The following is a 13,274-nucleotide window of genomic DNA, read 5'->3' on the forward strand; positions in this document are numbered from 1 at the left end:
GCTGCCGAATTGACAGTTCTGTGGTTTTTTTTATCCGAACTTGTATTTGCAGGGCAGGCCTGGCATTTAACCGGTCCGCCGCCTGTTTTGTCTGCACTTTAATGAAAAAGCCTGAAGACACCGAATACCTTACCCAGTATGGAAAGCTCCTTGAGGATGATAGGCTCAAGGGAATCATTCTCCGGCTGCAGCCTGTAATGGCCGCTTTCTTTATAATAAGTTTTAACGGTTGCGGAGTCATCAACAAGCGCAACAACGATATCTCCGTTTTTTGCGGTTGACTGCTTCTGGACAAGCACCTTGTCACCATCAAGGATTCCTGCATTGATCATGCTGTTTCCCTTGACTGTCAGGATGAACGTATCCTGATTCGGCACATATTCAGTAGGCATAGGGAAATAAGATTCCACATTTTCAACAGCGAGAATAGGGGTGCCGGCGGCAACTGTTCCAACAATTGGAATGTTAACCATTTCCCTGCGTCCGAGGTTGAAGTTGTCATCTATAATCTCTATTGCTCTTGGTTTTGTTGGATCCCTTCGGATATAACCGTTCTTTTCAAGGGTTTCCAGATGGGAGTGGACGGAGGAAGTCGACTTCAGGTGGACTGCTTCACATATTTCCCTGACTGCCGGCGGATAACCCTTCTTTAATATTTCTTTTTTTATATATTCGAGGATTTCGGCCTGCTTTGCGCTCAATCTGCCATATTCCATTTATGTATACCTCCCTGGTTTAGAATGCAACGATCCAGCTGTATAAACGGCTGTTATATGCCGCATACTGAATAGTTATTTTGCAATTATCATAACACATACGTTCGGGTTTTGCAAACTAATGTTCGTATTATTTCTTTTATTTATTGATACCTCCTTGAAAGTATGCTAAGATAGATTCGTATCGTGAAAGGATGAAGCTGCAAATGAAAATGATCAGGAAAACAGATTTTATTGTCATTGGAATACTCATTCTGGCGGCGGGTCTGATTTTTTTCTTTAATTCAGTCATACTGGATACATCCGGTGACTACGCAGCAGTGTATGTGGATAATACTCTGATTGCCAAATACCCCTTAAAAGAAAATACGGATTTGATAATAAATGGCTACGGCGGCGGGACCAACCGCCTGATTATAGAAGACGGCAAAGCTCATATTGAGAGCGCATCCTGCCCTGATAAGATCTGTGCTAACCAGCATGCTGTCTCAAAGGCAGGAGAAACCATAGTATGCCTGCCGAATAAAATGGTGATTCGTATCATAAGTACTGACGACGGATCAGATGAAGATACCGATTTTATTGCAAAATAAAAACAACCCATCCCTGTACTTTTAAAGCATTTCGGCTTCCGCCAGATGCTTTTCCTTATATCACAGGAAAATTCTTCCTATGATCAAAAAAAACGCTACAGGAGTTGAATTGGCGATGCCACTTTGTTTAATGTAAAAGCTGGCTGCCAGAACAGAAACAAACAAATGATTTCGGAGGAATAGAAAATGATTTCATATATAAAAGGAAAAATCGCAGCAATAGAGGACGACATGCTGATACTCGAAGCAGGCAGCATCGGCTACAACATCCGTCTTTCGCTTTCGACAATCGCACAGCTTCCGCCCGCAGGAGCTGATGTGAAGATATTTACCTATTTGAATGTCCGGGAAGACGCCATGAACCTTTTCGGGTTTATTTCCAGGGATGACCTGAATGTTTTTAAACTTCTGATCGGCATCAACGGCATCGGCCCAAAGGTTGCCCTCGGCATACAGTCAGCCCTCAGCTCTGATGAGCTGAGGTTTGCAGTTCTGTCTGATGATGTCAAAACAATTTCGAAAGCTCCCGGAATCGGACCAAAAACTGCACAACGCGTTGTTATGGAGCTTAAAGACAAGATGAAGCTTGAAGATGCCTTTGAGAACCTGCAGGGAAGTTCTGATGCAGGTATGGCTGCCGCAGGCACTGCAGGCACCGGAGATGCAAAGAATGAGGCTGTGCAGGCGCTTGTTGCCCTGGGCTATTCAGGCGCGGAAGCCCTCAAGGCACTCAAACAGGCTGAAATCAATGAATCCATGGACGCGGAAATGATACTGAAAGCCGCACTGAAGAAATTATCTTTTTTATGATAGAGGACGGATATGAGCAAAAGAATAATAACAACAGATTTTACTGAAGAAGATTCACGGATTGAAAACAGCCTTCGCCCTCAGACTCTTGACGAGTACATAGGGCAGGAAAAGGTCAAAAATACATTGAAGATTTATATAGAAGCAGCCAAACAGAGAAACGAGTCGCTGGACCACGTGCTGTTTTACGGACCTCCGGGGCTTGGCAAAACCACTCTTGCATCTATAATCGCAAATGAGATGAACGTGAACCTGAAAATCACATCCGGCCCTGCTATAGAAAAACCCGGGGAAATGGCTGCTATTTTAAATAATCTGCAGAGCGGCGACCTGCTTTTTGTCGACGAGATACACCGCCTTAACAGGCAGGTAGAAGAAGTGCTTTACCCTGCCATGGAGGATTATGCCATTGACATCATGATAGGAAAAGGCGCATCGGCCAGATCCATACGCCTTGACCTGCCCCATTTTACCCTGGTAGGTGCAACCACAAGAGCCGGCCTTCTGACTGCACCCCTGCGAGATCGTTTCGGTGTCGTAAACAAGCTGGAATTCTACACACCTGATGAACTTAAGACTATAATCGTAAGGTCAGCCAGGGTGCTTGGAACCGATATCGATGAAAAAGGTGCTTCGGAGATTGCCAGCCGGTCCAGAGGAACACCAAGGCTTGCCAACAGGCTTTTAAAGAGGGTGAGGGATTTCGCCCAGGTCAAGTATGACGGTGCGATAACCGAAGAGGTTGCGAAGTTTGCCCTGGACCTTCTGGAAGTGGACAAACTCGGCCTGGATAACATAGACAGGACCATTCTGACGACAATGATTGAAAAATTCAGCGGCGGGCCCGTCGGGCTTGACACGCTGGCCGCTGCACTTGGCGAAGACTCCGGCACTATTGAGGACGTTTATGAGCCCTATCTGATTAAGAATGGATTTATAAACAGGACACCGAGAGGAAGGGTGGTAACGGAATCCGCATACTACCATCTCGGCCTGTAAACTGATCACTGTCGCCTTCGCAGGGAGCACTTTTATATTAAGATAAAAAAATCATTTCCTAATTAATCAACTAAACGGTATAAAACTTACATGATAAATTACTCTACAGATTGGAGCGGAAATTATGGCATCAAAAAACAACACACAGGTGTTAATAGGCGGAAGGGTCCTTACCCTGAGCGGATACGAAAGTGAAGAATACCTTCACAAAGTTGCCAGCTACATCAACAATAAGCAGGCTGAACTTAACCATATGAAGGGCTACAGCCGGATGACTTTTGACATACAGAGCATGCTTCTTGAGATCAATATCGCAGATGATTATTTCAAAGCAAAAACACAGGTGGCAGCCCTTGAAAGCGATATAGAGAAAAAGGAAAAAGAAATCTACGACATTAAGCACGAGCTGATTTCTGAACGGCTCAAGTACGAAGATCTCGAAAAGAAGCACAGGGAATTATACGAAAAAAACCATGAATTACAGAAAGAGATCATCAAGCTGGAAACAGAGATGGATGATTTCACCAGACCACAATAAAGGATCATACATATGAAAAATAGAAGAGTTGAACTGCTGGCTCCGGCTGGCTCCTACGAAAGTTTTGTCGCTGCTATAAATGCAGGCGCCGATGCCGTCTATATAGGCGGAAGCATGTTCGGAGCCAGGGCGAACGCAAATAATCTGGATGAGGAAGCCATGCTGAAGGCAATTGATTATGCCCATATTCACGGACGAAGCCTCTACCTTACCGTAAATACCCTTTTAAAGAATAGCGAGCTTGAAGATGAACTGATCAGATATCTCGAAAAATTTTATGAACAGGGCCTTGATGCGGTAATCGTACAGGACGTAGGCGTGCTGCGTAAAATCAGAAATCATTTTCCTGACCTGCCCGTACATGCCAGCACTCAGATGACGATAACCGGTCCCGACGGGGCAAAGCTCATGGAGGATCTCGGCCTCACCAGAGTCGTGACCGCCAGGGAACTGTCATTAGAAGAGATCCGGGAAATCCATCATAAAAGCAGCGTTGAAATTGAAAGCTTTGTACACGGTGCCCTCTGTTACTGCTATTCAGGCCAGTGCCTCTACAGCAGCCTCGTCGGGGGAAGGAGCGGAAACAGGGGAAGATGCGCCCAGCCCTGCAGGCTCCCTTATGATGTGCTGAAAGAAGGGAAATCCATAAACAGCCATGACGAGCATTATGTCCTGAGTCCTAAGGATATGTGCACCCTTGATATCATCCCTGATATGATCGAAGCCGGAATCTTTTCATTTAAGATTGAAGGACGCATGAAAAAACCGGAGTATGTGGCAGGCGTCGTCAGCATCTACAGAAAATACATCGACCTGTATCTGCAAAACGGCCGTAAAGGCTACAAAGTTGACCAGGACGACAGAAATATGCTTATGGACCTTTATAACCGGGGAGGTTTTACAAACGGCTATTACGGGCAGCATAACGGCAGACAGATGATTTCTCTCTCAAAACCAAATCATTTCGGTGTTCCTGTGGGAAAAATAACAGAAAAGGCTAAAGGAAAGCTCAGGATTGCCTTAACCGAAGCGATAAACAGCCAGGATGTGCTTGAAATACAGAAAGCACCGGGGGGCTCCGATACAGGCAGGGGACGTTCCGGCTCCGGGAGCCGTTATGAAAAAAATCCGAATTCTGCAAACAGAAAATACAATTCGTCGAAAAAGGATTTGCAATCCAGGTCTTTCGGCAATGACAGGGGACGCGCATCAAATCTGCAGGTCAATGACGGTTCGGCCGGGAAGCCCGAAGAATTCACAGTTAAAAACAGTGCTTCTGCAGGGTCCTCCATTTTCATACCAGTATACAATGAACATGCATTTTCAATCGGCCAGACAGTATACCGCACCAGAAACGAGGCTCTGCTTCTCGATCTGAGAAAACGTTTTATAGAGCCTGAAGTCAAAGAAGCAATCAGCGGGAGACTAATGCTCAGTCCGGGCCTTCCTGCCGAGCTGTCGGTCTCCATGGGCGGCACGGATGTAACTATTTCCGGACAGGTGGTGGAGACAGCACTCAGCCTGCCTGTCGACGAAAATAAGATCAGAAAGCAGATCATGAAAACTGGCAGCACGCCCTTTGTTTTTTCAGTTCTGGAAACAGACATAGAGAAACACAGCTTCATACCAATACAGGCATTGAATGAGCTCAGAAGAAACGCATTGGATACGCTGCAGGATGTACTCCTGAAAAACTACAGAAGGAAGCCGGAAACAGGCATGGATCCATATGATTCCGGCATTTCAATGGCTGGGGCACGCCAGGCGCTGTTTGAACAGGAATCTTCTCCGGGCGGAATGGAGCTGAATGCCTATATAGAGCAGGAGCCATACTTCGACGAACTCTTAAGCCTTCCGGAAATCAAAAATATATACATTGATGCGCTTATCCTCATAGAAGGCTTCAAGGATTCAGCCAGAAGATTTGCAGACGAAAAGCTCAGCAGATTTGCAGAAATGTGCCATCAGCAGGGCAAGGGATGTTTTCTGGTCCTTCCTCATATATTCAGAAAGGACATCAGAGAATTGTTCGAAGCTCATGCTGTTGTCATAAATGCATCCGGAATAGACGGCTTTCTGATTAAGAATATTGAAGAATTTGCATTTCTTCGTGAAAACGGATTTCATCAGACCGTCATTGCCGACCACAACCTGTACTCCTTTAACAGGGAAGCTGTTGATTTCTGGCACGAATCAGGAATCAGCCATGATACAGCGCCTGTGGAACTGAACAGCAGAGAATTGAAGGAAAGAGGCTGCAATAACAGCGAGCTTATCGTATACGGCTATCTTCCCATGATGGTGTCGGCCCAGTGTGTGAAAAAGACTACACAAGGCTGCGACCATACTCCGGGAGAACTTTATCTGAAGGACAGATACCAGAAGGACTTCTGTGTCAGGAACCAGTGCGGCTGCTGCTATAATACAATATACAACTGCCAGCCGCTAGTGCTGATAGACAATGACAGGGAAATCCGGAGCCTGCATCCCAGAGGGCTGAGGCTCAACTTCACAATTGAACCCTCCGGCTCCGTAAAAGAGATTGCCCAGGCCTTTATAGACAGATTTATATATGACAGAAAACCTCATGCAGCCTTCGACAATTTTACAAGAGGGCACTTCAAAAGAGGAATTGAGTAGGTGATGAATTGACTAACGTAATAGTGGAATTATCGAAATATATCATGATTATCCTGATTGCAGTGTATACGTTCCTTTGTTTCACTGTCTTTAAAAATCATACAGAAGAAAAAAAAACATCGATTTTCAGGAGGCAGAACGGATTTATGTTTTCCATCCACCTGATCGCGTATCTTGTTATTTTCCTGAAAACCGGAAGTACCAGGGCCCTTCTGTTATACGCAGCCCAGGCCGTGTTCCTGATTGGCGTAATAGCGCTTTATAGCGTGCTTTATCCAAAAGCGTCAAGGCTGATCACAAATAACATGTGCATGCTGATGTCGGTAAGCTTCATTATCCTGACACGGCTCTCCTTTGAAAAGTCCGTGAAGCAGTTCACAATCATGGCGGCTGCGATGGCAGCCGCACTCGTAATACCATTTATTATCAGCAGAGTGACGTTCCTGAAGAAGCTTGGGTGGATTTATGCGGTAACAGGAATTGCACTCCTGTCATCCGTCCTGGTGGCCGGAAAGGTTGTGTTCGGCGCAAAGCTCTCGCTTACAATAGGCGGTTTCTCCATTCAGCCATCAGAATTCGTCAAAATCATCTTCGTTTTCTGTGTTGCATCAATGCTTTATGAATCAACTGAAATGGAACAGCTGATCAAGGCAACAGCCATAGCGGGATTGCATGTCCTGATTCTTGTGGTTTCAAGAGATCTGGGCGGCGCCCTGATTCTTTTTGTTGTTTACCTGATTATGCTGTATGTCGCATCCAGAAGGCTCCTTTACCTGGTCGGCGGGTTTTCTGCCGGCTGTATGGCGGCTGTGGCGGCATATTTCCTTTTCAGCCACGTGCGGGTACGTGTACTGGCATGGAGCGACCCCTGGAGATATATTGAAAATGAAGGGTACCAGATTACCCAGTCGCTTTTTGCAATTGGCACCGGAGGGTGGTTCGGTATGGGCCTTTTCCAGGGCATGCCCAATAAAATACCCGTGGTGGAGCATGATTTTGTGTTCTCTGCCATTTCAGAAGAAATGGGCGCATTTTTTGCGCTCTGCCTGATTCTGATCTGTGTCAGCTGCTTTATCATGTTTCTGAACATTGCCATGCAGATCAGGGAACCCTTTTCAAGACTTGTGGCGCTTGGACTGGGGATTGCATACGGATTTCAGGTATTTCTGACAATCGGAGGGGTCACTAAATTTATTCCCTCCACAGGAGTGACGCTCCCGCTTGTAAGTTACGGAGGCAGTTCGGTTTTCAGCACCCTTATTATGTTCGCAATCATACAGGGGCTGTATATTTTAAGACAGAATGAGGATGGTAGCATTGATAGGCAAAAACAAAAAAGGAATAAAAAAACAAAACAGCAGTAAGAACCCCATTCCGCCAGCGGCGCAACCAAAGCAGGACAGGAGTGGAACGAACGGAAAACAAAAGGACAGGAACCGCGAACTTGTGCTCGTCACCTATATATTTACAGGCCTGTTTCTTATGCTTATGGGGTATTTCATATATTTCAACTGGTTCCAAAGCAGCGATGTCATTAACAGCCCTTACAATGCCCGTCAGGATACTTTTTCAGACAGGATAGTCCGGGGCAGCATACTTTCAGATGACGGAGATGTGCTGGCAGAAACCCTCACAGACAGTGACGGGAAAGAGACAAGGAATTATCCCTACGGGGAAATCTTTTCACATATCGCAGGCTATTCCACGAAAGGGAAATCGGGAATCGAATCTTTGGCAAACTTCAGCCTTCTGCGGTCCAATTCCTTCATTCTTGAAAGAATAGCGAATGAAATCAAAGGTGAAAAGAATATTGGCGACAATGTTGTTACAACCCTTGATACGGAACTCCAGCAGGCCGCCTGGAATGCACTGGGAGGTTATGACGGAGCTGTCATTGTAATGGAACCGGATACCGGAAAAATCCTGGCCATGGTTTCTAAACCGGATTTTGATCCCAACCGGATAAACGAGCTGTGGGACACGCTTCAGACCGACGAAGACGGCAGTGTCCTGCTTAACAGGGCAACCCAGGGATTATACCCTCCTGGATCCATATATAAGATTTTGACCACTCTGGAATACATCAGGGAAAATCCTGATTATGAGGCGTATTCCTTTGACTGCAGCGGAAGCCTTACTGTCGAAGGAAGCAGGATAAACTGCTATCACAACAAGGCTCACGGCCTGGAAGATCTGACTGCGGCATTCTCCAATTCCTGCAATTCCGCTTATGCGGATCTCGGGCTCCTCCTGGACAAAAAGATGTTTGTTAAACTCTGCAACAGCTTCCTGTTCAACGACACGCTTCCCTACGAGCTCCCATTCAGCAAGAGCAGCTTCGTGCTGTCAGCAGACGCTTCTGTAGAAGAGACGATGCAAACAGCAATCGGACAGGGTGAAACCCTTGTGTCTCCGCTGCATATGGCACTGATTACCTCAGCTGTCGCAAATGACGGAATTCTTATGAAACCCTTCCTGATCGACCGCATAGAAAATTACGCAGGCGATCTGGTTAAGCAATATGCACCAGCGAAAGAAAAGCAGCTTATGACCCCGGAAGAAGCCGGAATCATGACCGGAATGATGCAGAGCGTGGTGACCTCGGGTACAGGCATAAAACTAAACGGTCTGTCCTATACGGTAGCAGGCAAGACCGGATCTGCAGAATACAGTAATGAGAAGGGCGAAAGCCACGCATGGTTTGTCGGCTTTTCATCGGTAGAAAATCCCGAAATAGTAGTCAGCATCATTGTTGAAGGCGCCGGGGCCGGCAGCGAATATGCGGTTCCAATCGCCCGCAAAATCCTCGACGCATACTACAATTGACTTGCAAGAACATAAAAAAAGAGATATACTAGAATGAGTCAAAAATGACACACCAGTTATAAGCAGGAGGGATTGCATTGATTGAAGCAACGAGCTGTGGAGGTGTGGTTATATTTCGGGGTAAAATATTGCTCTTATATAAAAATTATAAGAATAAGTATGAAGGCTGGGTTCTGCCGAAAGGTACAGTTGAAGTCGGCGAGGATTACAAAGACACAGCGGCCAGAGAGGTACTTGAGGAAACAGGTGTAGCTGCATCAATCATCAAGTATATTGGCAAGAGCCAGTATTCATTTAATATACCGGAAGATACTGTCGATAAGGATGTACATTGGTATCTCATGATGGCAGATAGTTACTACAGCAAACCACAACGCGAAGAATATTTCGAGGATTCAGGCTATTACAAGTATCACGAAGCCTATCATCTTCTGAAGTTCGCAAACGAAAGACAGATATTAGAAAAAGCATATTCGGAGTATTTAGACCTGAAAAAGAGCAACCTTTGGGGAAACCATAAATATTTCTAGAAGCAGCACCAGACATTGTCTGGTGCTTTTTTAATTCATAAGAGCGGAATGTCAAAAGCCCATTTACAAAATAGAATCCGTCAATTTGCACAAGTTTTAATAAGGAAGACGTGATGCAAAACATGTTCATTCGCAGCTCGCTCTCGCTTAGATGAAGACGTAGTGGTACGTAGGGCCGCAGAATACGCGACCCAAGTACCAACGTCTTCATAAAGCTGCTCATTGAGCCATGTTTTGTATCACTGCGTGATAAATGGCGAATGTGCAAATTGACGAAGCCGAACGTTAGAAGAGGGCTTTTGACATTCTAGTCTTCATTTCTTATGAATTAAAAAGCGCCGCGCAGGATGTAACGCCTTGCCTGTTATTTTTGATTGCTAAGACAAAATATCTACTTTCGAAAATATGTTCGATTTTATCTTCAAAACGCATTGACAAACACACGTTCGATAGTTATAATATAACCATACAGAACATGTGTTCTTAAAATACGTTTGCATTATGGGGGTAATGATATGGAAGAAAGAAAAACAGGTTTCGCATTCTTATTTACGGTTTGTCTTATTTTTACTTTTTCTGTCTTGTTTGGTGGCTTTTTCTCAAAAGCCGAGTCTGTACCGGGTTCAGGAAGCTCGTCTGATAAATGCTTCGTTAGTATCGAGATTGAGCCGGGAGACACCCTCTGGAGCATAGCGCAGGAATATGCAACGGATGAATATGAATCTATAGAACATTATATCAGTGAGGTAAAAGACATCAATTCCCTTACTGGCGACAATATATGTGCCGGAGCTTTTTTAACACTTCCATATTACGAAAATTAGAAGGCATGTCTCTTTTTGGCTTGTAAATATAAATGAAATGGTATAGTATAAATAATTGAGGAATTCGAAAGAGTTCCTCAATAGCTATCAATACATTTAAATTACAAAGGAGATCTTCTAAATGAATATAGTAGTTTTAGCAGGCGGATTAAGTACGGAAAGAGATGTATCGCTCATTACCGGAACGATGGTAAACAGAGCGCTTAAAAATAGAGGGCACAATACAATTTTGCTTGATGTTTTCTTGGGATATGGAGACGAAAACGATGATCTGAAAGATATATTCGAACATACCGATGAAATATCGGAATTGACGAGCAGTATCTGCGAAATGGAACCTGATATCAAGCAGGTAAAGGCTATGAGAAAAGATAAATCCGACTGTTTCTTCGGACCAAACGTCCTTAACCTCTGTAAGATGGCTGACATTGTTTTTATGGCTTTACACGGCGAAAACGGCGAAAACGGAAAAATCCAGGCCGTATTCGACCTGTTTGGAATCAAATATACTGGAACCGGATATCTGAGCAGCGCTATCGCGATGGACAAAGGCATTTCTAAGAAAATGTTTGTTGCTGCCGGAATACCTACTCCCGGAGGATTTACCTTAAAGAAAGACGGCAAAGGTACCGGAAACCAGAATTCCGAGCTTTCTTATCCTAGAGTTGTAAAACCATGCTGCGGCGGATCCAGCATCGGAGTATACATGGTAAACACGGAAGACGAATATATCAAGGCTGTCGAATCGGCTTTCCAATACGAGGATGAAATAGTAGTGGAAGAATGCATAAAAGGAAGAGAATTCTCAGTAGGTGTGATAAATGGAAAAGCCCTTCCTGTCATCGAAATTGCACCTGTGCAGGGATTCTATGACTATAAGAACAAATATCAGGCCGGAAGCGCTATCGAAACATGTCCTGCAGAACTTTCAGATGATATCACTTCTAAAATGCAGCATTATGCAGAACAGGTATGTGAAGTACTCGGACTTGATACCTATGCCAGAATGGATTTCCTTCTTGATGGCAATGATCATATGTACTGCCTGGAAGCAAACACGCTGCCTGGAATGACCCCTACAAGCCTGCTCCCCCAGGAGGCTAAGGTAGTCGGCATGTCTTTCGAGGATCTTTGCGAAAAAATCATCGAAGTTTCTTTTTTGAAATACGCGAAGGCTGATCAATAGCAGTAAAATAAAGTAACTGTTCAGAAACCCTGTCTCGCAAGGCGTTTTTATGCTGAATTTGCATAAAAACCCGAGACATGCACGCTCCAAATTGCTGTTTTGCAATTTGTGCGCATCATATGTGACTATGAAGGACGTAGTCCTTAATAGTCACAAAATAAATGATAAGAGGTATGAGAAGTATGAGATATATGAAGAACATGACATTGTCAAACATTGCAAATGCCTGTAACGGTAAGTACTACGGACCTGAAAACAAAAAGGAGACTTGCGTTTCCGGCATAGCAATAGACAGCAGAAAGGTCGGAGAGAATTTTCTTTTCGTCCCGATAAAGGGCGAAAAGGTTGACGGGCATGCTTTTATCCCAAATGTGTTCGAAAACAAGGCAGCATGCACCCTCACCGAACATCCGCTCGATGAGTCAGCGAATCCATTTATCCTTGTAGAATCGTGTGCGCAGGCCTTAAAAGATCTTGCAGAGTACTACAGAAGCGTACTTGATATAAAAGTGGTAGGCATTGCAGGCAGCGTCGGGAAGACCAGCACCAAGGAAATGGTAGCTTCCGTACTCAGCCAGAAATACAGCGTGCTTAAAACGGAAGGCAATTTCAATAACGAAATTGGGCTTCCTCTCACGATTTTCAATATTACAGATGAACATGATATTGCCGTTGTTGAGATGGGAATCAGTGATTTCGGCGAGATGCACCGCTTGGCAAAAGTTGCAAAACCTGATATATGTATCATAACCAATATCGGATTCTGCCACCTGGAAAATCTGAAGAGCCGTGAAGGCATACTCAAGGCAAAATCTGAAATTTTTGATTTTCTTACACCTGACGGCAAAATAATCCTTAACGGAGATGATGACCTGCTCAGCGCAATTTCCGAAGTGAATGGTGTTGTTCCGATATTCTTCAGCAAACAGAAACAGGAAGGAGTATATGCAGACAACATTGAAAATCTCGGACTTGATGGCACAAAATGTTCTATTCATTTCAAGGAATCCAGCATTGACGTGCATATTCCCATTCCCGGACTCTTCATGGTTGATAATGCGCTAACAGCCTTTGCAGCCGGTAAATTGCTGGGGCTCAGCGACGAGCAGATAAGATACGGAATTCATGCAGTGAATTCAGCAAGCGGAAGAACAAATCTGATTAAAACGGAATTTATTACAATCATAGACGATTGCTACAATGCGAATCCTGTTTCTATGAAAGGAGCGATCGACGTGCTTAGCCATGCTGAAGGCAGGAAAATCGCCGTACTTGGCGATATGTTCGAACTTGGGAAGGATGAAGCCAGCCTTCACTACAGCGTAGGCCTTCATGTAGCGGATAAAGAGATCGATCTCGTTATCTGCGTTGGAAAGCTTGCATCTAACATTGCTAAGGCATTAAGGGACAAGAGCAGCCTCTGTGAGGTTCTGGAATTCATCAGCAAGGACACGATGCTTGAACAACTGGAGAGCCTTATAAAAGCAGGAGATACTATACTCGTAAAGGCATCCCATGCAATGGGATTTGACGAGATCGTATCAAAATTAAAGACTGTCAGGGCGTAACACAGATGCGTCAGGGCAAAGCTAATGCCGCTTGCCCAAAGCAG

General features: G+C 44.7%; 12 protein-coding genes. 11 read left to right on the top strand and 1 reads right to left on the bottom strand.

The annotated features are described in order from the left end of the window. Positions 1 to 98: 98 nt before the first annotated feature. A complete protein-coding gene (gene lexA / locus BJR36_RS01070) occupies positions 99 to 716 on the bottom strand; it encodes a transcriptional repressor LexA (protein ID WP_091228879.1) in 618 nt (205 codons plus the stop codon). Between the two features lie 206 nt (positions 717 to 922). On the opposite strand from lexA, the gene BJR36_RS01075 reads away from it, so the two are divergent. The 11 genes from BJR36_RS01075 to BJR36_RS01125 all read left to right on the top strand — a co-directional run bounded on the left by BJR36_RS01075 (position 923) and on the right by BJR36_RS01125 (position 13,230). After that, positions 923 to 1,309 carry a NusG domain II-containing protein gene (locus tag BJR36_RS01075; RefSeq protein ID WP_169823554.1) on the top strand — a complete coding sequence of 129 codons (387 nt, stop codon included), beginning with the start codon at positions 923 to 925 and terminating at the stop codon, positions 1,307 to 1,309. 186 nt (positions 1,310 to 1,495) lie between these two features. Beyond that, positions 1,496 to 2,119 (top strand): Holliday junction branch migration protein RuvA, encoded by a 624-nt coding sequence (gene ruvA, locus BJR36_RS01080; RefSeq protein WP_091228885.1) that lies wholly within the window; start codon positions 1,496 to 1,498, stop codon positions 2,117 to 2,119. Positions 2,120 to 2,131: 12 nt separating this feature from the next. Next, positions 2,132 to 3,118 carry a Holliday junction branch migration DNA helicase RuvB gene (gene ruvB, locus BJR36_RS01085; protein WP_091228888.1) on the top strand — a complete coding sequence of 329 codons (987 nt, stop codon included), beginning with the start codon at positions 2,132 to 2,134 and terminating at the stop codon, positions 3,116 to 3,118. 124 nt (positions 3,119 to 3,242) lie between these two features. Beyond that, positions 3,243 to 3,656, top strand: a complete 414-nt coding sequence (gene zapA / locus BJR36_RS01090; RefSeq protein ID WP_330387770.1) for a cell division protein ZapA — start codon at positions 3,243 to 3,245, stop codon at positions 3,654 to 3,656. A gap of 12 nt (positions 3,657 to 3,668) precedes the next feature. Continuing rightward, positions 3,669 to 6,296, top strand: a complete 2,628-nt coding sequence (locus BJR36_RS20015; RefSeq protein WP_139133500.1) for a U32 family peptidase — start codon at positions 3,669 to 3,671, stop codon at positions 6,294 to 6,296. 8 nt (positions 6,297 to 6,304) lie between these two features. Further along, positions 6,305 to 7,660 carry an FtsW/RodA/SpoVE family cell cycle protein gene (locus BJR36_RS01100; RefSeq protein ID WP_091228895.1) on the top strand — a complete coding sequence of 452 codons (1,356 nt, stop codon included), beginning with the start codon at positions 6,305 to 6,307 and terminating at the stop codon, positions 7,658 to 7,660. Then, positions 7,605 to 9,122 carry a peptidoglycan D,D-transpeptidase FtsI family protein gene (locus tag BJR36_RS01105; protein ID WP_242875419.1) on the top strand — a complete coding sequence of 506 codons (1,518 nt, stop codon included), beginning with the start codon at positions 7,605 to 7,607 and terminating at the stop codon, positions 9,120 to 9,122. The genes BJR36_RS01100 and BJR36_RS01105 overlap by 56 nt, the downstream gene beginning before the upstream one ends. 77 nt (positions 9,123 to 9,199) lie before the next feature. Then, positions 9,200 to 9,652, top strand: coding sequence for an NUDIX hydrolase (locus tag BJR36_RS01110; RefSeq protein ID WP_091228898.1), 453 nt, complete (start codon positions 9,200 to 9,202; stop codon positions 9,650 to 9,652). Positions 9,653 to 10,167: 515 nt separating this feature from the next. Continuing rightward, the gene (locus BJR36_RS01115; RefSeq protein WP_091228902.1) at positions 10,168 to 10,476 is read left to right on the top strand and encodes a LysM peptidoglycan-binding domain-containing protein; all 309 of its coding nucleotides are present in this window, start codon (positions 10,168 to 10,170) and stop codon (positions 10,474 to 10,476) included. 121 nt (positions 10,477 to 10,597) lie between these two features. After that, a complete protein-coding gene (locus tag BJR36_RS01120) occupies positions 10,598 to 11,662 on the top strand; it encodes a D-alanine--D-alanine ligase family protein (protein WP_091228903.1) in 1,065 nt (354 codons plus the stop codon). 191 nt (positions 11,663 to 11,853) lie between these two features. Beyond that, complete coding sequence (locus BJR36_RS01125) at positions 11,854 to 13,230, top strand: UDP-N-acetylmuramoyl-tripeptide--D-alanyl-D-alanine ligase (protein WP_091229886.1); 1,377 nt, start codon at positions 11,854 to 11,856, stop codon at positions 13,228 to 13,230. Positions 13,231 to 13,274 lie beyond the last annotated feature (44 nt).

Origin of the sequence: Anaerobium acetethylicum, from assembly GCF_900096945.1 — a bacterium.
In the GTDB taxonomy this organism is placed as follows: domain Bacteria; phylum Bacillota; class Clostridia; order Lachnospirales; family Lachnospiraceae; genus Anaerobium; species Anaerobium acetethylicum.

Coding starts and splice junctions, on each gene's coding strand:
- lexA (WP_091228879.1), bottom strand. CDS start 716: ATGGAATATGGCAGATTGAGCGCAAAGCAGGCCGAAATCCTCGAATAT.
- BJR36_RS01075 (WP_169823554.1), top strand. CDS start 923: ATGAAAATGATCAGGAAAACAGATTTTATTGTCATTGGAATACTCATT.
- BJR36_RS01120 (WP_091228903.1), top strand. CDS start 10,598: ATGAATATAGTAGTTTTAGCAGGCGGATTAAGTACGGAAAGAGATGTA.
- ruvB (WP_091228888.1), top strand. CDS start 2,132: ATGAGCAAAAGAATAATAACAACAGATTTTACTGAAGAAGATTCACGG.
- BJR36_RS20015 (WP_139133500.1), top strand. CDS start 3,669: ATGAAAAATAGAAGAGTTGAACTGCTGGCTCCGGCTGGCTCCTACGAA.
- BJR36_RS01105 (WP_242875419.1), top strand. CDS start 7,605: ATGGTAGCATTGATAGGCAAAAACAAAAAAGGAATAAAAAAACAAAAC.
- zapA (WP_330387770.1), top strand. CDS start 3,243: ATGGCATCAAAAAACAACACACAGGTGTTAATAGGCGGAAGGGTCCTT.
- BJR36_RS01115 (WP_091228902.1), top strand. CDS start 10,168: ATGGAAGAAAGAAAAACAGGTTTCGCATTCTTATTTACGGTTTGTCTT.
- BJR36_RS01125 (WP_091229886.1), top strand. CDS start 11,854: ATGAAGAACATGACATTGTCAAACATTGCAAATGCCTGTAACGGTAAG.
- ruvA (WP_091228885.1), top strand. CDS start 1,496: ATGATTTCATATATAAAAGGAAAAATCGCAGCAATAGAGGACGACATG.